Source organism: Lignipirellula cremea, from assembly GCF_056501455.1.
This window is the reverse complement of sequence record NZ_CM151415.1, coordinates 6,097,155-6,119,109: the sequence shown is the minus strand read 5'-3', so window position 1 is coordinate 6,119,109 and position 21,955 is coordinate 6,097,155. Positions and strand designations below refer to the sequence as shown.

17 protein-coding genes are annotated in these 21,955 nt (G+C 64.9%); 8 read left to right on the top strand and 9 right to left on the bottom strand.

Annotation, left to right across the window (positions count from 1 at the left end):
• Positions 1–77 precede the first annotated feature (77 nt).
• Positions 78–488 carry a hypothetical protein gene (locus tag SH602x_RS24075; RefSeq protein WP_479474683.1) on the top strand — a complete coding sequence of 137 codons (411 nt, stop codon included), beginning with the start codon at positions 78–80 and terminating at the stop codon, positions 486–488.
• Between the two features lie 201 nt (positions 489–689).
• On the opposite strand, the gene leuS is transcribed toward SH602x_RS24075, so the two are convergent.
• The gene (leuS, locus tag SH602x_RS24070; RefSeq protein WP_479474682.1) at positions 690–3,629 is read right to left on the bottom strand and encodes a leucine--tRNA ligase; all 2,940 of its coding nucleotides are present in this window, start codon (positions 3,627–3,629) and stop codon (positions 690–692) included.
• Positions 3,630–3,891: 262 nt separating this feature from the next.
• Here leuS and SH602x_RS24065 point away from each other — a divergent pair, with 262 nt between their 5' ends.
• The 5 genes from SH602x_RS24065 (at position 3,892) to map (ending at position 10,724) form a co-directional block, all read left to right on the top strand.
• Positions 3,892–5,025, top strand: coding sequence for a hypothetical protein (locus tag SH602x_RS24065; protein WP_479474681.1), 1,134 nt, complete (start codon positions 3,892–3,894; stop codon positions 5,023–5,025).
• Positions 5,026–5,145: 120 nt separating this feature from the next.
• The gene (locus tag SH602x_RS24060) at positions 5,146–6,252 is read left to right on the top strand and encodes a hypothetical protein (RefSeq protein WP_479474680.1); all 1,107 of its coding nucleotides are present in this window, start codon (positions 5,146–5,148) and stop codon (positions 6,250–6,252) included.
• 311 nt (positions 6,253–6,563) lie between these two features.
• Positions 6,564–7,706: a DUF4350 domain-containing protein gene (locus tag SH602x_RS24055; protein WP_479474679.1), complete on the top strand. Its 1,143-nt coding sequence runs from the start codon at positions 6,564–6,566 to the stop codon at positions 7,704–7,706.
• Between the two features lie 151 nt (positions 7,707–7,857).
• Complete coding sequence (locus tag SH602x_RS24050) at positions 7,858–9,663, top strand: NPCBM/NEW2 domain-containing protein (RefSeq protein WP_479474678.1); 1,806 nt, start codon at positions 7,858–7,860, stop codon at positions 9,661–9,663.
• A 245-nt stretch (positions 9,664–9,908) separates the two neighbouring features.
• On the top strand, positions 9,909–10,724 hold the full coding sequence (gene map / locus SH602x_RS24045) for a type I methionyl aminopeptidase (protein ID WP_479474677.1): 816 nt from the start codon (positions 9,909–9,911) through the stop codon (positions 10,722–10,724).
• Between the two features lie 82 nt (positions 10,725–10,806).
• On the opposite strand, the gene SH602x_RS24040 is transcribed toward map, so the two are convergent.
• Together SH602x_RS24040 and SH602x_RS24035 are read right to left on the bottom strand one after the other, a co-directional pair.
• Positions 10,807–11,046 (bottom strand): hypothetical protein, encoded by a 240-nt coding sequence (locus SH602x_RS24040; RefSeq protein WP_479474676.1) that lies wholly within the window; start codon positions 11,044–11,046, stop codon positions 10,807–10,809.
• A gap of 121 nt (positions 11,047–11,167) precedes the next feature.
• Complete coding sequence (locus tag SH602x_RS24035) at positions 11,168–11,680, bottom strand: hypothetical protein (protein WP_479474675.1); 513 nt, start codon at positions 11,678–11,680, stop codon at positions 11,168–11,170.
• Positions 11,681–12,049: 369 nt separating this feature from the next.
• Here SH602x_RS24035 and SH602x_RS24030 point away from each other — a divergent pair, with 369 nt between their 5' ends.
• Positions 12,050–12,688 (top strand): hypothetical protein, encoded by a 639-nt coding sequence (locus SH602x_RS24030; RefSeq protein WP_479474674.1) that lies wholly within the window; start codon positions 12,050–12,052, stop codon positions 12,686–12,688.
• A gap of 88 nt (positions 12,689–12,776) precedes the next feature.
• Here the strand turns inward: SH602x_RS24030 and SH602x_RS24025 are convergent, their stop codons facing one another.
• The 5 genes from SH602x_RS24025 to SH602x_RS24005 all read right to left on the bottom strand — a co-directional run bounded on the left by SH602x_RS24025 (position 12,777) and on the right by SH602x_RS24005 (position 19,431).
• Positions 12,777–14,855: an FAD-dependent oxidoreductase gene (locus SH602x_RS24025; RefSeq protein ID WP_479474673.1), complete on the bottom strand. Its 2,079-nt coding sequence runs from the start codon at positions 14,853–14,855 to the stop codon at positions 12,777–12,779.
• Positions 14,855–16,207, bottom strand: coding sequence for a Gfo/Idh/MocA family protein (locus tag SH602x_RS24020; protein WP_479474672.1), 1,353 nt, complete (start codon positions 16,205–16,207; stop codon positions 14,855–14,857). The genes SH602x_RS24025 and SH602x_RS24020 overlap by 1 nt, the downstream gene beginning before the upstream one ends.
• Before the next feature lie 238 nt (positions 16,208–16,445).
• Positions 16,446–17,240 (bottom strand): PIG-L family deacetylase, encoded by a 795-nt coding sequence (locus SH602x_RS24015; RefSeq protein WP_479474671.1) that lies wholly within the window; start codon positions 17,238–17,240, stop codon positions 16,446–16,448.
• 50 nt (positions 17,241–17,290) lie between these two features.
• Positions 17,291–17,788, bottom strand: coding sequence for a hypothetical protein (locus tag SH602x_RS24010; RefSeq protein WP_479474670.1), 498 nt, complete (start codon positions 17,786–17,788; stop codon positions 17,291–17,293).
• Entirely contained in the window at positions 17,785–19,431 is a 1,647-nt protein-coding gene (locus SH602x_RS24005; RefSeq protein WP_479474669.1) for a HEAT repeat domain-containing protein, read from the bottom strand. The genes SH602x_RS24010 and SH602x_RS24005 overlap by 4 nt, the downstream gene beginning before the upstream one ends.
• A gap of 225 nt (positions 19,432–19,656) precedes the next feature.
• On the opposite strand from SH602x_RS24005, the gene mutY reads away from it, so the two are divergent.
• On the top strand, positions 19,657–20,826 hold the full coding sequence (mutY, locus tag SH602x_RS24000) for an A/G-specific adenine glycosylase (RefSeq protein ID WP_479474668.1): 1,170 nt from the start codon (positions 19,657–19,659) through the stop codon (positions 20,824–20,826).
• A gap of 97 nt (positions 20,827–20,923) precedes the next feature.
• Here mutY and SH602x_RS23995 read toward each other — a convergent pair whose 3' ends face one another.
• A complete protein-coding gene (locus tag SH602x_RS23995) occupies positions 20,924–21,889 on the bottom strand; it encodes a zinc-dependent alcohol dehydrogenase family protein (RefSeq protein ID WP_479474667.1) in 966 nt (321 codons plus the stop codon).
• Between the last annotated feature and the right edge of the window lie 66 nt (positions 21,890–21,955).

The following is a 21,955-nucleotide window of genomic DNA, read 5'->3' as shown; positions in this document are numbered from 1 at the left end:
GCTTCGTCTTTCGCCGTCCGGCGTCTTCGGTCGCCGGACGGTTTCCCGACACCCCGACATCCTTCCTCGATCGAACTATGCGGCTCCAAGCGCTCACCGGCATCGTCGCCAGCCTGGCTCTCGTCGCTCTCTTCTCCGGTTGCGAACCGCCCCCTCCGCCGGTCTACCCGGTCAGCGGAACGGTCAATCTCGACGGCAAGCCGATGGCGGAAGGCGAGATCTCCTTCGTTTCGCAACAGGACGCCCTCCGCGACACGATCCCGGTCCGCGACGGCAAGTTTCAGGGCGAGATCCGGGCGGGGCAGCGAAAGGTCGAGATCGCGGCTTATCGCGAAGAGAAGCAGGGCGTCGAAATGTACGGCGACGCCGCGCCGATCTCGAAGATCAACTACGTCGACCCCCAGTTCAACACCAACTCGAAGCTGACGGCCAGCGTCAACACCAGCAGCCCCAACGAGTACACGTTCGAAGCCACCTCGCGGAAGTGAGGCTGAGCGGCGATCGGCATAGTGGCTCGTCTATCGTCCGACGGCAGGCTTCGACTTCTGTGTGCCATGCCCACATCGCCGAAGGCAGGGTGGGCATGCAAAGGGCCGCCCGCACCTAACATGCCCACGCTGCTGCGCGACGTGGGCATGGCACACATGAGTGACGTCGGACGCTAGACGAACCACTACAGGAGGCGTCGCTCACTTCACCACGAAGCTCACCAGCTTCGTCGCCCCCTTCTCGACGACGATGACCTTCGTCGGTTCTTTGCCGGCCAGCGCGGCGAGGACTTTGTCGTCCGCGCGGGCGGCCGCTTCGATCTGCGCCTTCGTGGCGTCGATGGGGAGGCTTAAGACCGTCTTCGTCTTGCCGTTGACCTGCACCGGAATCTCGACCGCGCTCTCGGCGGCGAGGTCCGCGCGGAACTCGGGCCACGGTTCGTAGGCCAGCGTCTGCGCATGGCCGAGCGCGGCCCATAACTCCTCCGCCAGGTGCGGGGCGTAGGGCGACAGCAGCAGCACGAACGACTCCATCACCGACTTCGGTCGCACCGTCTGCGGCGTGAAGTAGTTCACGAACTCCATCATCCGCGCGATGGCCGTGTTGAAGGCGAGCGTCTCCGTGTCGGACGTCACCTTGCCGATCGTCTGATGCAGGATGCGAAGCTGGTCCGCCGTCGGTTCGACGTCCTGCACGGACGGATGCAGCGTCATCGCCTCGGCATCGGCGTCGACGATCAGGCGCCACGATCGATCGAGGAATTTCCGCACGCCGCCGACGCCGCTCATGTCCCAGGGCTTGGTCGCCTCCAGCGGGCCCATGAACATCTCGTACAGCCGCAGACTGTCGGCGCCGTACTCGCGCACGATGGCGTCGGGATTGATCACGTTGCCGCGGCTCTTCGCCATCTTGTAGGACCGGGCGTCGATGCGGATCTCCGGGTTCGCCTTCAGGATCCACGCGTCGGCTCCGGAGGCCTTCTCGACTTCGTCGGCCTCCAGCGTCACGGCGACGACGGGCATCTTCTTCTTCGCGTCGATGAAGCCGACGGTCTCGTCCTTCGTCACGTCCCGAGCGCTGATCCACTCGCCCATTTCCGCCCGGGGCTGCGCCGGTTCGCCGTAGCGATAGCCGGTGAACTCCATCTCGCCCAAGATCATCCCCTGATTGATCAGGCGCCGGAACGGTTCGGGCGTGCTCAGATAGCCGCGGTCGAACAGGACCTTGTGCCAGAACCGGGCGTAGAGCAGATGGAGCACCGCGTGTTCCGCCCCGCCGATGTAGAGGTCGACCGGCATCCAGGCCTTCTCGATCTCGGGATCGACGAAGGCCTGGTCGTTCTTCGGATCGAGGAACCGCAGGTAGTACCAGCACGATCCGGCCCACTGCGGCATCGTGTTGGTCTCCCGCCGATAACGCTTACCGTCGAGCGTCACGTACAGCCACTCCTCGGGCGACTTGCCCAAAGGAGGCTCGGGCCGTCCGTGCGGCTTGAAGTCGTCCAGGTGCGGCAGGTCGACGGGAAGCTGATCCACGGGCACGGCCCGCACGCGACCGTTCGGCTGACCGTCGGCGCCCAGTTCGTGCAGGATCGGAAACGGCTCGCCCCAGAAGCGCTGCCGGCTGAAGAGCCAGTCGCGAAGCTTGTAGTTCGTCGCCGCGCGACCGAGACCGGCGGCCTCCAGGTCCTGCGCCACGCGGGGCTTGAACTCCTTCGTCGGCATGCCGTCGAAGGGGCCGGAATTAATCGCCGCGCCTTCGCCGCCGAAGTAGGGCAGAGCCGTCGCGCCTTCGCGATCGTGCGACAGGGCCTTCTCGGTGTCTGAGGGTTCGTAGCCCTCGGGCGGCTGCACGACCGGCACGATGGCCAGGTCGTACTTCAGCGCGAATTCGCAGTCGCGCTCGTCATGCGCGGGCACGGCCATGATCGCGCCCGAGCCGTAGCTGATCAGGACGTAGTCGGCGATCCAGATCGGGATGCGCTCGCCGTTCAGCGGATTGATCGCGCTGGCGCCGGTGTAGACGCCGGTCTTCTCCTTGGCGAGTTCCGTCCGTTCGAGATCGCTCTTGCCGCCCGCCTTCAGGCGATAGTCTTCGACCGCGCCTCGCTGCGCCGTCGTCGTCAGGCGATCGACCAGCGGATGCTCCGGCGCGAGGACCATGTAGGTCGCCCCGAACAGCGTATCGGGCCGCGTGGTGTAGACGCGGAGCGCGTCGTCGCCCGCCTTGCGCGGAAAGCCGGACTGCTTCCGAGCGGCCTTCCAGCTCTCGAACGCTTTCGTCGCGGCTTCGGGTCCGCCGTCGCCGGGCAGGAAGAAATCGACCTCCGCGCCGATCGATTTGCCGATCCAGTTTCGCTGGAGCGCCTTGACGCTCTCGGGCCAGTCGACGGTCTCCAGATCCTTTTCCAGCCGGTCGGCGTAGGCGGTGATTTTCAGCATCCACTGCCGCAGCGGGATCCGCTGGACGGGATAGCCGCCGCGCTCGGACTTGCCGTCGATCACCTCTTCGTTGGCCAGCACCGTCCCCAGGTCGGGGCACCAGTTGACCGGGGCGTGGGACTGGAACGCCAGGCGCCGCTCGTCGCGGTAAGCCTCGACCGCCGCTTCGCCCTGCGCCTGAACGTCGTCGGGGATGGGGAGCTCCGCGATCGGGCGACCCTTCTGCGTCTGTTCGTCGAACCAGGTATCGAACAGGACCAGGAAGATCCACTGCGTCCAGCGGAAGTATTCGACGTCGGTCGTCGCGAGCTGCCGCGACCAGTCGTAGCTGAAGCCCAGGCTCTTGAGCTGCCGGACGAACGTGGCGATGTTCTTCTCGGTGAAGCCGCGGGGCTGCTGGTTGTTCTTGATCGCGTACTCTTCGGCAGGCAGGCCGAAAGAGTCGAAGCCCATCGGGTGCAGGACCGTCTTCCCCCGCATCCGCCAGTGCCGGCAGTAGATATCCGTCGCCGTATACCCCTCCGGATGCCCGACGTGCAGCCCCTCCCCGCTGGGGTAGGGGAACATGTCGAGGACGTACAGCTTCTCGCCCGTCCCTTTTTCGGAGTCTTGAGGAAGCCGCGGCGTTTGGAACGTCGCGTTCTCCTCCCAGAAGCGCTGCCACTTCGGCTCGACGGTCGCGGGGTTATAGAGAGGCATGGCGGAGTGGTTTCGTATCGTCAGGTCGCCGAGGCGCGAACGGATCTAACGAGCAGGCGCGGGATTGGCCTGCTGTTCGTCCGTCGAGCGAATTCGCTGGCGACGCGGGAATCGCGAGGTTAGAAACTGAGATTGTAGCCGTGCCCTGAGGTTCGCTGAACGCGGCACGGTCAGCCGACGTCCCTCCCGCGTCGCAGCAGTCGAATCGGCGGAAGTCCCGACGGATCTCCGCACTCTTGAATTCGTAGCGGAGGGACAGCGCATGTCGATCGGTACGCGGCAGGTCTGGCGTTCGGTTCTGCTTCTTGCCGTCGGTTTCTCGGGGAATCAGCTCGTCGCGCCAGCGCTGGCGCAGTTCCCGATGGATCGGCCCAAAGAGATTCATCTCGGGACCGTGCGGGTCGGCACGCCTTGCGAAGGGTCCTTCACATCGCTGGTCGAGATGGCGGAAAGCGACGACGCGACGGTCGAGACGTCGCTGCCGGACGGAGTGAAGCTCCATGACGTCCGTTCGAACATGTCGGTCCTCAGCCGCAGCGGCGTACGCACTCCGGTGCGCAGCGTCGAGACCTGTTTCACGATCGACACCAGCGAAGTCGGCAAGCGCAGCGGCTCGATCAAGGTTCGGATCGGCAGCGAGTCGCGCGAGGTTCCGTTTTCCGTAAACGTCGTCGAGCCGAGCGCGTCGGCCTTGAGAATCCTCGTGATCGAATCGCCGGTTACCCAAGGCGTATCCGCGGAATCCTTTCGTCCATGGACGGACATGATCAGCGCGGGCGATTTCGACGCGACGTATCGGGACGTCCGCCCGCCGCGACGTCTTACCGGGGATCTGGACCTCAAGAACTACGAAGTCGTCATCCTGTCGCTTCGGGCGCTTTCCAACTGGAGCGACGAGCAGACGGAGGCCTTGCGTTCCTTCGCGGAAGGGGGCGGACGTATCTTGCTCTGCGTCAACGGGAACTTCACGGCGATGCTTTCCACGACGCAACCGCTGCTGAAGGCTGCGGGGATCAACGTGATGGCAGGCGACGTGTTCGCCCTGCCGTTCGGAGGCGTCGTCGAAGAGACGCACATCGCTCAGGATCCGTTGACCCAGGGCGTGCGTAGCCTCTCGTTCACGAACCCGAGCCCCCTATCGATCACGGATGCGACCAAAGCGAAGCTGCTGGTCCTCGATCCGTCGAACGGTCAGCAGGGACTCGTCGCCGTCGGGAAGATCGGCGCGGGGGAACTGATCGTCGTGACCCAGCCAGGCGCATGGGGCTGGATGGGCAGCGAGCGATCCCGGTCGCTCGACAATCCGGCGATGATGAAGAACTTCGTCACCGTCGGGCTGACGCGAGGAAGGGCAGGGGGAACTTCCGATCAAGAGACCGCCGAGTCAACGCCTTAATTCGGTCAGACGAGCTTACGCCGAAGCTCGTCCGGAACTACTCGAGCGTCGACGACGTACACGCTTAGCGCATTAAATTCGGACTGAATCGGCTTTCGGGTTCTCGCCAGGGAGGATGGTATGGGCAGGAAGCGTTTCGGACTCGTCGGAGCGGCAGCGGTCGTTTCATCGTGCGTCCTGATGGTGGACTTCGCGAAGCCGACGTTCGGCGTCGAGCGCGCTCAGGTCGAGCAGCGAATCTTCCCCGAACGGATCGATTTCGGGCGCGTTCGTACAGGCTCGATCGCTCAAACGTACGCGACGTTCGCCTTCGAAGGCGAATCCGTCGACGGACTGGCAGTCCAGGTTTCTCCGCCCGACTTCGTGAACGTGCGGTTCACGGCTCTTTACCACTATCCGGGCAATCCCCGCAGTCTTCGCGTGTCGTTGCGGGTGAACTTCGACGTGAACACTACCGTCGTCGGTACGCACGAAGGCGACCTGGCCGTGGTCGTCGGCGAATTCAAGGCGAGCGTTCCGATCCGCATCGAAGTCGCGGAACCGTCGCCCGTACGGAATCGCGTGCTCGTCGTCGATTCCCCCTTCTCGCAGGAGTATCCATCGAATGACGTCTGGCGTCGGATGGTGATCGAGAACGACCTGGATCCCGACTACTGGTCAACGCCGGGCGGGTCGAGGATCGGGCAACACGATCTGTCGATCTATAGCGTCATCGTGCTGGATGGAATCGAACTGATTAGCCTTCACAAAAGCGACGCGGCGGCGGCAATCGCCTATGCGGAGAACGGGGGGCGCGTCGTCCTCGGCGCTCAGTACGCAGTTCGCGAATCGGTAGCCGGCGCGAACGACATTCTGCAGGCTGCCGGCCTGAGGATGGACGACGTCGAAAGTCAGGTCGCGCCGATATACGAGTTGGAGGGCGACAGGTTGAGCCCGCACCCGCTGTTGAAAGACGTCGCGACGGTTCAGCTTTTCCGGGCCTCGCCGATCTCGGTGATCGACTCGCTGCGTGGGCAGCTGCTCGCCAGCGCGCCCGACTTCGAGAACCAGGGTTACCTCGCGATCGGACGGATCGGCGAAGGCGACGTCGTCGCGATCGGACAGTCCGGGTGGAACTCATGGATCGAGATGCCGTACGAGCCGCTCAAGTCGCGTCACGAACTTCCGGAGAATTGCGATAACGCCCGCTTCTTCGAGAACGTCATCACGTTGCGCGATCGCAAGTAGGCATCGCATGGATCGCCGTCGGCGGAGAGGGCGAATCGGTCCCGGACATAAAGTCTTTCGACTGGACCGCCTGCGAACGTCGCGTTCTCCTCTCGAAAGCGCTGCCGCTTCGGCTCGACGGTCGCGGGGTTATAGAGAGGCATGGCGGTCGGAGCTTCGTAGCTTGGCGAACGAATTCGCTGACGCCTGCGTAGTCGAGGTCGTAGAACGCCGAACGTTCGCTCTCTCTCCCTGAGCGCTGGACGCGGACGGCGCCGCGTCGCGGCGGGTTCGTCGATGGATCCCTCAGCCCATTACAAGGAGAGATTTCGATGTTCGCAGTTCGTCGTGTTCGATTCCTGACGACGCTCCAGCTCGCGTTCGCTCTCGCGGCGCTTTCCGGCGCGGCTTCGGCATGGGCTGAGCCGAAGGAGGGGACCTCGACGCCGGATCGGCTCGACTTCGGTCAGGTCCGCGTGGGGGCGACTGTCGAAGGGAGCGTTAACTTCTTTTTCGAAGGGACATGGACGGACGGCGTGCCCTTGCAGGTCTATCCGCCGCCGTTCGCCACCGTCAGCAGCACGCGTCTTTATCGCCAGCAATTCGGTCCGGGGAACGATCGCGTCGTCGCAGCGGTTTACTTGAAGATTGCGACGGATCAGTTGGGCGTTTCCGAATCTGATGCGACGGTCGTCGTCGGCGATAAGCAGGCATCCGTTCCGGTTCGCGTCGAAGTGGTCGAGCCCTCGAAGGACTCGCGAAAAGTCCTGATTCCCGACTCGCCTTTCGATCGGTACGCGGGCGACTTCGCGGACTTCGAGCGCTGGCGCGAATTAGTGAAAGAGACCGATCTCGATCCGACGTATCGGAACGCCCAAGGCGGCTTTCGGTTCAGGCCGGAGACGCTCGACGGGTACGACGTGGTCATCGTCGGCCCGGAAAATCTGCTGAAACTCAGCCCGCGCGACGTCGAGTCGCTTTTGCAGTTCGCCCGCGACGGCGGACGCATCGTCGTCGCCGCAAATTACTTCTTCAGGGGCTCGGTCGACGGCGCCAATCAGTTGCTGGATTCGGTCGGTCTGCGAATGGAAGATTCGGAGAATGCCGGCAACGCCGCGAAGCAGATCATTCAAGACGACTACTTGGCCGAACATCCTGCGCTCGAGGGCGTCGAAGTGATCGTCCATCGTCGGGCCTCGCCGATTCAGATCGTCGATCCCCTTCGCGCGAAGAGCCTGATCGCGGCGCCTGACTTGCAAGATCGGTCGTACGCCGCCTGGGCCGAACTAGGCGACGGAGAGATCGTCGTTCTGGGGCAATCGCTCTGGGCGGGTTGGATCAAGGAGCCCCTCGGCTATCCCCGCCGAGACGATCCGGAATCGCAACAAAGCGACAACGCACGCTTCCTCAAGAACGTCCTGACGCTCAAGGACTGGCCGAGGATCGAAGCGGAGAAGAAGTCCGCGCCGAAGTAAGCCGCGCGAGGACTTCTTCCTTCTTGGGGCGATTCCCCGCTTTCGGTCGGCGCTCGCCTGATGCGGCGCGCGCTCGGCTATTCTGCAGAGAGCGACGGGCCGCGAAGGGGCGGTCCCGTGGTTCGCGCTCGGTTCGAAGTCTGGAGCATCGGTGAAGCGTTCGATTCTGTCGCTGGCCTGTTTGCTGCTGTTTCCCGTCGCCTCCTACGCAGTCGATCTCGAAGGCCGCGAGTCGCAGTCCAGGGCCGCGAACGCGATCCTCGACGACTGGCGGAAGGAGCAGGCCGAGCCGGTCGAACGGTACCTGCACATCGTCTGCTGGACGCCGTCGGATCGAGAGTTCCCCGCCGATCACCAGGCCCGGCTGAGCCGCATGCTGCTCCATATTCAGGCGTTCTACGCGCGGGAGATGCAACGCAACGGCTTCGAACAGGCGCCGTACCAGTTGGAGCTCGACGACGCGGGTCTGGTCCGTATCCACGAGGTCCGCGGCGACGATCCGGAGAAGGAGTACGCCAACGAATCGGGCAGCGACATCCGCCGGGAGTGCCTGCGGGTTCTCCGCGAAGCGGGCATCGACGCCGATCGCGAGACGATCGCCATCTTCTGCAACCTGGCGAACTGGGACCAGGAGCAACTGCGCTTCTCCCACCATTCGCCTTACTACGCGGGAGGCGATTTCCGCCGGGGGACGGCGTGGCAGCTCGATTCGCCCGAGCTCGATACAGTCCATCTCGACAAGAACGAGCCGATGCTCCGCGACGCCCAGTACGGGCGGATCTCGCTGGGGCGTCACAATTCGATCTTCATCGGCGGCATGGCCCATGAACTGGGGCACGCGTTCGGCCTGCCGCACTGTCGCGAGACCGGCGCGGAGAAAGAACTCGGGACGGCTCTGATGGGCTCGGGCAACCGCACCTACGGCGACGAGCTGCGCGACGAAGGGAAGGGGAGCTTCCTGACGTTCGCCCATGCGCTGCGCCTGGCCTCGCATCCGATGTTCAGCGGACTGGCCGCGAAGGAGGCGACACGGGCGCAGGCGACGCTCGACGAGGTCGAAATCGATGCCGACGGTTCAGCCATCGTCGTCGCGGGCAAGGTCGCCGGTTCGCCGCCGATCTACGGCGTGGTCGCCTACTTCGATCCGGACGGAGGGGGCGACTACGATGCCGCGGTGACGTCGGCGGTTCCTGATGCGGACGGGCGATTTCAACTTCGCGCGGACGATCTGGCGCGAGGGAAGAAGGGGATGCTGCGCCTCGTGCCGCTGCATGCCGACGGCGCCGTGCCGGACGGGGCCACGCTTTCTCGGATGCGGTTTTCCTACGACGTCGCCGAAGACGGAACGCCCGACCTGACGACGATCCAGATCCGGCAGGCGCTCGCGCCGGTGATCGCCGCGCTGAACGCCGACGATCGGAGCGAGGCCCAGGCGATCGCCTCGAAGATCGAACTCCCCCAGGCGGCAGCGATTGCGGCCCGACTGACCGAGGCGACGCGTCCGACGGAGACGCCGGCGGAATACTCGGGCGACGCGGCTTCGATCGACCTGACGCGATTCCGCCCCGATGTGTCCGAGGTCGGATGGGGGCGCCCGGCGTTCGACCGCGTGCCGGAGGACTCCCGGGCGATCGAATCGGGCGGCGCGTTCTACGCCTCGGGCATCTACGCCCACGCGCCGGCCCGGCATGTCTATTCGCTGGGCGGCGCCTGGGAGCGGCTCGACGGCCGCGTCGGTCTGGCCGCGGGACATGAAGGGACCGTCGAGTTCACGATCCGCGGCGACGGGCGGGAGTTGTGGAAATCTCCGGTCGTCGAAGCGAACGAGGGGCGCGACTTCGACGTCGATCTGCGGGGGGTGAAAACGCTGGAACTGCTCGTCTCGCCGACCGCCGACGGAACGGGCTCCGACTGGGGACTGTGGCTCGCTCCGCAGTTGCATCGCGGCGCCCGCTGACGCGCAGCCGAAAAAATTCCTCCGTCCGGGCCGACTCGCGTCGGCGCCTTCCCGTCGAAGGCCCGTTTTCCCCAAGTCGATCGCGCGACGGGACTAATGGCGAACAGGTCTCTGGCGAGGTGCGCAAGTACCGGCGGGGACGCGACTTCGACGCGACGGATTCGGCTTTCGGAGACTCGACGGAGCGACGTAGGCTGTCGATAATTCAACGGTCGATTCGCCTTGCCGCCGGAAAGCCTTCGCTCATGCCTATGTTGAAACGGAACGCCACGACCGGACTGACCCCGGGCGAAGCCGATGCGATGCGCGCCGCCGGCGCGTTCAACGCCGCGCTGCTCGATTACGTTCGCCCCTACATGAAGGCGGGGCTCACGACGGGTGAGATCGACAAGCTGGTCTACGACTACACCGTCGCCCGGGGCGCCCGGCCCGCGACGCTCGGCTACCACGGCTATCCGTATAGCTGCTGCACCAGCGTCAACGAGGTGATCTGCCACGGCTTCCCCGGGAAGTACGCGTTGCAGGAAGGGGACATCGTCAACGTCGACGTCACGTCGATCGTCGACGGCTGGTACGGCGACCAGTCGGAAACGTTCCTCATCGGCGAGGTCAGCGAAACGGCCCGGCGGCTGACGCAGTGCAGCTTCGACGCGCTCTGGGCCGCGATCGACGCGATCACGCCCGGCTGCCGGATCGCCGAGGTCGGCAAGGCGGTCGTCGCGACCGCGCGGCAGGCAGGCTTCTCCGTCGTCGAGCAGTACGTGGGGCACGGCCTGGGGCGCAAGTTTCACCAGCGCCCGAACGTTCCGCACGTGGTGAACCAGTACGCCCGGGAGAACCGCTTGGAGCCGAACACCTGCTTCACGATCGAGCCGATGATCAACGAAGGCAAGCCCGGCACGCTGCTGGACAAGAAGGACGGCTGGACCGTCCGGACGATCGACGGCAAGCTCTCCGCCCAGTTCGAGCACACGATCCTGATGACCGAGAACGGTCCTGAGCCCCTCACGATCACGAAGCTCGGCCCGCAGAAGGGGGATCAGATCGGGGTGAGTAAGTAGAGGCCTGAGTGACTCCTCGTTACACGAAAAGAGGCAAGGCGCTTGAGCGCCCTGCCTCTCGGTGAGGTGTTTAGGCGAAGGCCTAGTGGAACTTGCGAGGCAACCCGCCCTTGCCGGCTCCGCGGCGCCGCATGTTGACGAGGATGCGAATGCATTCCTCGTAACTCAGATGCTTCGACGGAGGAAGCAGGCTGTTGACGTCGACGTGAAACGCCTGGGCCACCTTCGGGAGACGAGCGATGGCATCCGCAGCGTGAGCCGCGTAGGCCTTCCACCCGTAAACGTCCCGGATCGCGTCTTCAGGGTTTGAAAACGTATTCATTGAGCTTAGAATCCTGTTGTGCTGAGGCAGTCGCAGCTCGTGCTCTGGTAAAGTTCTTGCCGCGCTGACTCGAAGTTGGGCCGCCGCTCCCCCGTGGAGCGAGCGGCCTTTCGCGTTCACCCTAGAGCAATTCGATTTGTCGAGCGTCTCCTTCCGGTAAGGGGTCGTCGTCTTCCTCGTCGAACTGGCTAACGTCGAAATAGAGAAGGCCGCTCACGTCCTCCCGCTTCAGTTCAAATCGCCGCGACTTGCTGTAGTCGATCTGGTAGCGATCTAGGAAGTTCTTCGCTCGGATATAGGTGTTCGCTGTTCCCTTGCGGATTTCAAGAACCCCCGGTTCTTGATCGTGGGTCAGCTTGATGCCCACCACGCGTGCCGCCTCATCGAAGAAAAGGACGGCAAACCTGTGTCCTGCGATGCCATAGAGATTTACGGCCCCCGCATTGAATCCCAACTGGCCCGTTGATTGGCGGATTGACACCCGAGCTGCGAAGCTCGAATCGACGTCTACGAATCGTGTGAACTGAAACGGCACAGCAAGACTCCAAAAGGCCTCAGGATCAAATATATCGATATTCTCGAATGCGACTACGCGGTCCATCGCAAAAACTTTCAAATTCCCATCGTCCTGCATTTCAGCTATTTTTCCTCCATCGGCGAAACCTTCGCGTCTCGGAGGGAATCTAACGGCCTCACGGCAGTGTCTTGACGCGTGGCGCCACAGGGGAGTGGCGACTGCAGAGGCCGGCGAGGCGCGATCGATTCAACGCAGGCGGAACCGGTGCCGCGTCATTGGTGGTCGCGGACGCTCCTCCGGCGGAGCGCAGGGCCTGAAGCTTCCCGTGCGTCCGCGATCGATCCGACTCGCAGGTTGGATCGGCGGAATCGCAGGGGGTATGATCGAACGGATCGACGGCGACTTCGGCGTTCGCTCGTAACGCGCCGTCTCGCCTCGTCATCTCCTCTTCGCGTCCGTTCCTCCTCTCTCTTCGAAGGAACTCCCATGCGCCGTCTTCTGATCGCGGTTGCCGCTTCGGTCGCCGGGACGCTGGGCGTCGACGTTCGCTCGGCGGATCCGCCTGCGAAGCCGACGCATGTCCTCCGGGGCGTCCTGGTCGAGGTCGCCGCCGCGAAGTCGAACGGCGAACCGTGGGATACGGCGATCGGTTCGTACTCGCGTCCCGACGTGCAGGTGACGCTGATGAGGCATGACGAACAGGCGCTGAATGCCGCCGCCGAGTTGTACGTCGCGGCGACGCTGCGTCGAATGGAGGAGACGGGCCGGCCGATTCCCGCCGGGTTCGAGCCCGCTATCGCCAGAAGCGCGGTGCAGGCTCTGCGTTGCGGCGCCTCCGTCGCGACGCTGCAGGACGCGAAGCTGAACGAAGCCCGCGCGCGATTCGCGGCGGACACCGCCGCCGCGAGCGACGCCACGCTGGCGCGACTGGAAGGGGGCGGCTTACCCGTCGCGCTCGGCGATCGGGTCTCGATTTTTGTCCATGACATCGACCTCGCGGCCCACGATCTGGTCGGCGAGATGCAGATTCAGATCACGAAGGAAACCCTGGCCGAGGGAACGGGCGAACTGAAATTCGGGTCCGTCCTGGCGCTGCAGATGAAGATCGAGCCGATCGGCAAGTAGGTTCGCCGGCAGATGTCGCAGCGTCACGAAAAGTGAAGAGCGTCCGCCGGTGTGCCGCAGTTCGAATCGGCGTTCTTGCGACCTGCATTCAACGACCGAACTCGTACAGGGCCTGAGCCAGTTCGCCCCGCGTCAGTTCCTTCCGCTTCACGCGCTCGCCGAGCAGGTAGCCGGCTTCGGAGTCGTCCTGTCGCCGGGGCACGAGATTCCACCAGCGGACGAAATCGGAATGCTCCGCGGTCGCGTCCGGCTCGAAGGCATGACCGGGATAGGCCTCGTAGTACTGGCCGGTCTCGTTCTTGCCGCGCTGACCGTAGCCTTTCGGATACGGCTCGCCTGCGGGGGCGGGCGTTCCGTTCTGCTTGCCGAGCCGTCGCACGGTTTCGATCTGGTCGGACCGAGCGTGCAGACCGCCGACGCTGCCGAGCCACTGCACGGCTTCGAACCGTTCGTCGCCCGGCAGCACGTCGGAGACGTAGATCGTGGCCGCGCCTGACGCATGCAGGCGCTCCCGGATCTTGCTCGTCGGAACTCTCGTGACTTCGCGGAAATGGTTGGCCGCTGCATGCCCCGCCGCCGCGCCGGCCGCCTGGCCCATCGACGACCAGATCGGTTCGAGTCGCAGGGCGCAGAAGCCGACGTGCGACGAAGCGCAGGCGACCGGCACGATCAGGTTTTCGACCTCCGGCGCGAGCATGCAGCCGTAGGGGATCTGATAGGGCGCGACGCCCTTGTAGAACTCGCCCACGTGCTTGCCGCCGAAGTAGGGGCCCTCGTGCGCCGTGCCGTGGCAGTTGGGTCCGTAGTCTCCCATCGCGATCGAGCTCGGGACCCACCGCGCTCGGACGCCGTCGGGCGAAGCCTGCACGTGACGCTCGGTGAAGACGTGCCATTCCTCCTGGGCGAAGACCGTGTTCGGCTTACCCTGGAACTGGGGAGCGCGGGCCATCCGTCGTGCTTCGCGAACGTAGAGCTGCCAGGGGAAGTGGCCGTTGTCGACGAACTCGTCCCTGGCCCAGCCCCAGGAGAGAGCTTCGTCGCGGATCGCCTGCGGCACGGCCTCGTCATGCTGCAGGAAATAGAGCAGGCCGACCTGCCAGTCGCGGTGTCGCTGGGCGATTTTCGCGCGGGTCGCTTCGTCGCCGTCGGGCCAGGCGAGATTGTCGCCCGGGAGCGACAGCCGGACGTGTCCGTGCGAGACGTCGTTGATGTCGTACTTGCCGTTGGGGAGCGTCGGGATCTGCGCCTTGAAGACGCACTTGCTGGGATAGCCGAAGACCTTCGTCAGGCGCCGGTCGGCGAAGAGCTCCAGGATGCCGGCGAACTTCTCCCGCTTGTAATTCGCAGGCATCTCGATCGCGACGCGGTTCTCGGGAACCTTCGTCATGATCGCGCGATAGTTGTAAGCCTGAAGCTGGCTGTCGGGCTTTTCCGGCGCGAGGGTTTCTCCGTACTCGTCGCGGCCCTCGCGACCGACGCGGTAGGGGACGCCCGCCGCCGCCATCAGATCGCCTTCGTACGTTGCGTCGATGAAGATGTCCGCGGCGATCGACCGCTCGCTGCCGTCGGGCGCGACGAACGTGGCGCTTTCGAGCTGGAGCGCGATTTCCCTCGAAGAAGCCGGAACGCTATCGGGCTTCAGCTGCCGGAAGCTGACGTTCTTCAATCGCAGATTCTTGACGACGGTGACGGACTTCGACTCGGCGAGCATCGCCTCGAAGACGAGCTCGTTGACGTGGGGCTCGGCGTGCGTTCCCTTCCGCGAGGTCGCGAGCTGCTCGGAATCCTCGCCGTACTTGTCGCGGTAGTAGGCTTCGACCCGCTTCGTGAACTCGAGATAGAACCCGGTCACGCCTTCGTACGTGCGGTAGTCGACGTGCGACAAGCCGCTGGTCGTCAGGCCGCCGATATGGCCGGTCGGCTCGATCAGAATGACCTTCGCTGCGCCCCTCGTGACCTCGCCCCTTGCTGATTCATGTCGCGCCGCCTGCACCGCCGCGGCGATGCCGGCGGGCGTGCCGCCGTAGACGAGGACGTCGAAGGAATTTCTCGGAGCAGCGGGCGGCTGTTCCTGAGCGACGACCGACCGAAGCGACAGAGCGACCGCGCAGAGGCAGATCGCAGATAGGCCGATCGCACGAAGCGTCTTCCCGGCAGCGTTCCTCATCAGACCGCCTCCGGCGTGGGATGGGTCCACGGGGCGCGATAGGCCCGGGCGAGCGCGGCGGTCGCCTCTTCGTCGCCCGGGATCGTCCGCGTCGCGGGGTCGTAGGCGAGCGAACGCCCCAGGTCGACCGACAGGTTGGCCAGGATGCAGCTCGCGGACGAGATATGCCCCTGCTCGATGTCGGCGACGGGCTTCGAGCGGTTATCGATCGCGCCCAGGAAGTCGCGCATGTGCTTGCGAACGGCGGGGGCGACGTGCTTCTCCAGATCCTTCTCGGTCTTGTCCTCCGGATACTCTTCGAGCTCCATGACGACGTCCTGACGGATCGGATTGCCGCTGCCGTGGGGGATGAAGTCGAAGCTGTTGACGCTCATCTTCAGCGTCCCCTTGTCGCCGTGAATGAACGCGGCCCAGGGATACTGCGGATCGGGCGCGGCGCCCCAACTGCGATGCTGCCAGACGACGGGCAATCCGTCGAAGTCGAACGTCGCCGCCTGGGTATCGCTAATGTCGGCGATGCTCTGCTTGTCGACGAGGATGCCGCCGGTCGAGGAGACGCTGTTCGGCCAGCCCAGGTCGAGCGACCACCGCACCATGTCGAGCATGTGGACGCACATGTCGCCGACGATGCCGTTGCCGTACGCCATGAATCCGCGCCAGCTTCGCGGATGGAGCTTGGGGTTGAAGGGTCGCATCGGCGCGGGGCCGGTCCACATCTCGTAGTCGAGCGTCTCGGGGGGCGCCTCGTTCGGCGGAGCGCCCTTCAGCCGCATGTGGTAGTAGCAGCAGATTTCGACGTGACCGATCGTGCCGAGCAGGCCTTCGCGGATGATCTTGTCCCGCGCGTCGATCAGGTGGGGCGTGCTGCGGCGCTGGGTGCCGACCTGCACGACGCGCTTATGTTTTCGCGCCGCGGCGAGCATGGCTTCCCCCTCGATCACGTCCACGCCGACGGGCTTCTGCACGTAGACGTCGACGCCGTTCTGAATCGCGGCGATCGTCGGCAGCGCGTGCCAGTGATCGGGCGTGCCGACGAGGACGATGTCGAGATCCTTCTCGGCCAGCATCTTCCGCCAGTCGCCGTACTTCCGCGGCTGCTTCTTGGAGACCTGCCGGCTGGCGACGATTTCCGCCGCGCCGTCGAGCATGACCGAGTCGACGTCGCACAGGCTGACCACCTCGACCGGCTCGACCTGGATGAGCCTGAGCAGGTCGACCTTGCCGTACCAGCCGCAGCCGATGAGGCCGACCCGGCGGGGCTTGTTCGTCGGCGCGGCGTACGCGAGGGGCGAGAGGGCGGCCAGCGTTCCGCCCGCGGCGGCGAGGGAGAGGAACTCGCGACGTCGCAGCATGATGAACCTCGGGGAGAGCGGGGGAGAAGCACGCGATTCGCCGGTTCATGCTAGCCGGTTCGTCCGCGTCGATCCATGCTTCTCGCGTAGGTCAGGCATCGCCTGACGGCTATTTCGGGGCGCCTTCGCGGCACAGGTTTTCGTCGCGTTCCCGCGTATCCGGCGAAACGTTCCCACGTCCCGCTCTCTTCGCTCCGAACGTTTCTTCCGCGTCGTCAGGCAATGCCTGACCTACGCATCAGAATGCCTGATGCTCCTGCTTCGGCGCAGGAAAGGCCCGCTCGGGCAACGCTTCTAGAAGCGGGTCGTCGTCTTCGGGGCCGTAGCCCATGGGGTTATGACGCCGCCAGCCTTCGGCGAAACGGAACAGCGTCGACATGCGACCGCACTCGGCGTCGAGGTCGCGGAGCGTCTGTAAATACGAGTCGAGACCCTGACTCTCGTCGAGCCAGTCCTTCTGCGACTTATGCAGGGCGAGCAGTTCGACCTTCCGTTCGACGACGTCGGTCACGTCGACGTAGAGGCCGGGGTGCACGACGCGGCCCAGCGGGTCGCGATGCGTATAGGGCTGGGCGTGATAGACGGCGACCGGCGCGGAGAAGGGCGCCTCGGGCGGATCGGTGACGAAGTTCGGCATCCCTCGCGCGAACGCCGCGGTCAGCGCCAGCCGGCAGGCGTTCATGTGGTCTTCCATGTAGTCGACCGGCGCATGCGTCAGCACGATGCGGGGCTGCGCCTGGCGCACGATGGCCGCGACCTTCCGCAGCAGCGCGTCGTTGTAGAAGATCCCCAGGTCGTCGCAGATCGAGGGATGAAACGTCGCCCCCATCGCCTCCGCGGCGGCGCGTCCCTCCTCTTCGCGCATGCGGATGATCGTCTCGCGATCGAACTGCGTCGTGCCGTTGCAGCCGTTGGCGAGGTTGCAGTAGTGCAACTCCCACCCCTGCTCGGCCAGACGCAGCAGCGTCCCGGCCATGAGCATTTCGATATCGTCAGGATGGGCGGCGATCGCCAGAACGGAGGGCTTCGTCATCAGGTTGCAACGTCGTGGAGGCGGCGCCGGCGAAGCGCAAGGAAGCCGCTTCAGAGTTCCGCGATCGCCGGGTCATCGGGAAAGAGTTCCTGCATCAACTCGGCGAGTTCTTCAGAAACCGAATCGAAATCTTCGTCGCCGACTTCCAGGTCGTCGCGGTAGACGGCGAGCGTCTTGCACTGAAAGCAGAGGAGCACGTCGACGATCTTGCCCGCAGCGTCTTCGAATCGCAGGCGCACGCCGTACAGCGGCATGCAGCCTTTCGCGCTGGCGAGGTCATACGACCGCGGGTCGAGGAGGATCTTCTTCAGGCGCGCCCGCTGATCGGCGGAGAGCGGAACCGGCTGGCCCTGCGCTTCGTACTCGCTCGACCGCGGGCGATGAAAACTGTTATGGATCAGCCTCTCCGCGGTGACGGATTCGGCGGACTCGACCGTCGTGACGGCCTCCGGTCCGAAGACGGGGAGCAACTGATCTTCCGGCGGCTCGCAGCCGGCGACCGCGACCAGCAGCGAGCCTGCGACGACGAGAATCAGCGTGCGCATCATTGCACCGGCGAACCAGGCGGAGCGACGTTGCGATACCACGCGCGCCAGTAAGTCTGGACCTTCTCGATCTCCAGCTTGCTCGGGTCGGGCGGCAGGCCGTCGCCGTCGAAGCGTCGGCTGATGAATCGCAGGCCGTCGACCGCCGCCGAGCGGACGCGCTCGTCCGGATCGGAGAGAGCGTAGATCAGCGCGGTCGCCGTCCGAACGTCTCGCGAGCGCATCATCGCCTTCGCAGCGAGGATGCGGACTTCGTAAGCCGGATGGCCGGCCAGGCGATTGAGCCGCGCGGTCTGCGCGTCGTCCAGCCTGGCGCCCGGCACGATCTCCAGTTGCTCGATCTGCTGGGCGAGGACGTCGATATCTTCCTGGGCGTTCTCGCTTTCGAGCATACCGATCAGGTCATCGAGGTTCTTGGAGAGTTCCATCCCGACGACGCGTCCGCCGCGGATCCGGACGTTGGTCGTATCGGTCGGCAGACCCATGCCGCCGAGCAGCAGACCTTCGCGCTGGATCTTCTTCTGGATCGACTTGGCCGTGCTGCGGACCAGGAACAGGACGCCGAAGGCCGTGTCGACGCCTTTGCCCGTGGTCGGTTCCGATCCGGACCAACTGCCGTCCTTCGCCTGCTTCTCCTTCAGGAATTTGACGCCGTCGTCGTACCAGCCGGTTTCGCGCCAGCCAGTGGAGTTCGCGCGAAAGCTCGCGTAGCGTTCGAGCGTGTAGAGGTAATAGAATTGCCACGGCGAGGTCATCGAGTACATCGCCGCGAACCCGTTGTCGGCCATTCCGACCCGCTGCTTGAAGATGTCCTCGCGGACGTTCTCGACCTTGCGCGGAGCGCCGGGACGCGTCGTGTCCTCCTTCACCATTCGCAGCGCGGGCGGCAGAATCTCTTCGTCGTCCGCTTCCGACTTCGAGACCAGTCTCAGCATGTCGCCCGCGACGTACAGCGAGCCCGTGCCCGCCGCCTGGAGGCTGGGGCGAAACGCCTGAGCGTTCTGGTTGATCGGCTGAAAGCTGCCGGGATCCTGAGGCTTGTAGGTGTATCGACCCTGGGGATCCTGCACTCGCATGAGCCAGTTCAGGCCCCGTTCGATCGCGTCGGTCGGGACCTGAAAGCCGTTGTAGTCGGCCGTCCAGAGGGCGAGGATCGCGTACTGCTGCTGCGATGTGTCGCCCTCCGAAGGAGTCTGGCTATAGCCCCAGCAGCCCGACTGGTGCTGCCGCTTGAGAAGCCGGTCGAGCAGCTTCTGGATCTCGGTCGAGTTCTGCTGGCCGTCGACTTCGCAAAGCAGAATCAGCGCGACGCAGAGGGCATAGATCGATCCCTCTTCGCCTTCCCAGGACTCGGGCGGCCCCTTCACTCGCTCGCGAATGCTGGCGACGGCGGACTGGATCTTCGGATGGTCCGCAGAAGCGCCTGACTTGAGCAGCGCGTAGGCGATCACGCCCGGGGCGCCGTACTGGTGCATGCTGGAGTTCGCCTCGTCCGACTCCAGGAAGGCGACCGCCTTCTTCACCATGTCGACGACTTCCGGACTCTTCGTGTCGTACGCGCGCACGTCCACGGAGAAACAGAAGCACGCGGCGCCCAGGAGAGCGAGCGTACGAACCGAAAGAAGCGTGGCGAAAAGATCGTTCATCGCGTGGCGAGCGGTCAGCTAGCGATCGGACGAGAGGCGGTCCGTCATTCTACCCATCCGGGGGTCGCCGATCCCGTTCCTGCGCCGACTTTCGTTCATCTCCCCGCGAAGCCGCCCCGCTCCGTCCCTGCGGCGATTCGAGGTCCGCCGATCGTTCCCCGTCGCCGATAGAATGGGCGATTCGGCCGTGCCGTCCCCCTTCCTCGAGAAACGGAGTTCTCCCGCTTGGCTATCGGAGCGAGCCGCATCGAGTCGTCGGCAGGCGTCAGGACGCGATTCCGGGCGGCGGCCCGCGACTGGTACGCGAAGCACGCCCGGTCGCTCCCGTGGCGGGAGACGCACGATCCGTACGCGATCCTCGTCAGCGAGATCATGCTCCAGCAGACGCAGGCGGCGACCGTCGTTCCGTACTACGAACGGTTCCTGACTCGCTTTCCGGACGTCGCGTCGCTGGCGGCGGCCGACGAGCAGGACGTGCTCCGGCTATGGGAAGGACTCGGCTATTACCGCCGGGCCCGATCGCTGCATCGGGCGGCCCAGGAAACCGTTCAGCGCTTCGGCGGACACTTTCCCCAGGATGTCAAGACGATCCAGACGTTGCCCGGGGTCGGACGCTACACCGCGGGCGCGGTCGCCTCGTTCGCCTTCGACGCGAAAGCGCCCATCGTCGAAGCGAACACGCAGCGGCTTTATGCGCGACTAGCGGCGATCGAAGATGACCTGACGAAGCCCGCGTCGCAGCGTCGGCTCTGGGCGATCGCGGAGGCCCTGCTGCCGCGGGAAGAGCCGGGAAAGTTCAATCAGGCGCTGATGGACCTCGGCAGCCTGGTCTGCACGCCGAAGCGTCCGCACTGTGCGGAATGTCCCGTCGCGAAGCAGTGCGACGCCTACGCCTCGGATCGCGTCGATCGCATCCCGACGCCGAAGCGACCGCCGAATTGGGAGTCGGTCGAAGAGACGCTCTGGATCGTGCGCGACGGCGATCGCGTCTTCCTCAGGCAGCGGGGGACCGACGAACGCTGGGCCGGGCTGTGGGATTTCGTGCGACTCGGCGCGACGGATTCTTCCCGCGGCAACGACGCTGCGACGGCGGGAGATCCCGCGAAGCCCGAGGCGACGCTGTCGCAGGCTGAGGCGATCGTGGGCGAGGCGCTCGACTTCGCGGGCGCGTTCGCCGTGCTCAAGCATGGCGTGACGCGGTTCCGCATCACGCTCGTCTGCCTGGAAGCGACGGTGCGCCGGAAGGGCAGGGGAGGGCGAACGCAGCGACCCAGTGAACATCGCCCCGACCAGCGCTGGGCGTCGCCGGAAGAGATGGCGGCGCTTCCGCTCTCCGTGACGGCGCGGAAGATCGCGCAGATGCTCGCGGCCGGTTCGGCAGGGAAGCTGTTCTGAGCTTCGCTTCTCTTGAGCGTCTCTTCTCTTGTAGGGCTGGCGCCCTCGCCTGCCAGAAACTTTGTACTCGCTGCCGTGGCAGGCGAGGGCGCCAGCCCTACGAAGCCCTGACGGCGATCCCGATCTTTCCTTGAACGCCGTTGTCGCGACTCTCCAGCCGGGCATGGGCGAGCGGAACATCGGCAAGCGAATAGACGGCGCCGACGTGCGGCTGCAGCTGACCGCGCTCTACTAATGCGCTCAAATCATCGAGCTTGCCGCGGTTCTGTCTCGTGAATACGAAGTGATAACTCGCGTTCTTGCCCCAGGCCTGCATAAGGTCTTGCGGCTGTGCAGTGTCGACGATCGTGACGACGCGGCCAAGTTGCGCGAGCGCGCCGGGGCTGCGCGACAATGCGTCGCCGCCGATGGTGTCGAACACGACGTCGACTCCGCGGCCGCTCGTTTCCCGCATGACGGCGTCGACATAATCCTCGTTTCGGTAGTCGATGATCACATCGGCTCCCAACGTTCGTGCGAACTCGAAGTTCGCATCGCGCACCGTGGTGAACACCCTCGCTCCCATGGCTTTCGCGAGCTGGATCGCCACGTGTCCGACTCCTCCGGCGCCGCCATGCACCAGAACGCTTTCCCCCACTCTTACCGCAGCGCGTACGACCAGCGCTTCCCACGCCGTCCCGCCGACCAAACTCAGGCTCGCCGCCTCAAGATGGCTTAACGAAGCAGGCTTCTTTCCGACAGTGCTTTCCGAAGCGACGTGATACTCGGCGTAACTGCCTGGCCCGTCGAATATTTGCGGGGTGTACCAGACCTCGTCCCCAGGAGAGAAGTTCGTCACGCCCGGACCGACCTCTTCGACGACGCCCGATACGTCGTGCCCGGTAATTGCCGGCAGCGGCGTCAAGTCGGAGTAATCGCCGCGTCGGACCTGGTAATCCAACGGATTGACGGAGGTCGCATGTACCTGGACCAGGACGTGGCCCGCGTGCGGCACGGGCTTGGGTACGTCACGAAGTTCGAACGATTCCGGGCCGCCGAATGACGTAAGTACCATCGCTTTCATTGCGATACTCATCCAAGTCGAGGAACGGTCCGGCTGTGCAGCCGAGGCCGCTCAGCGACCATGAAC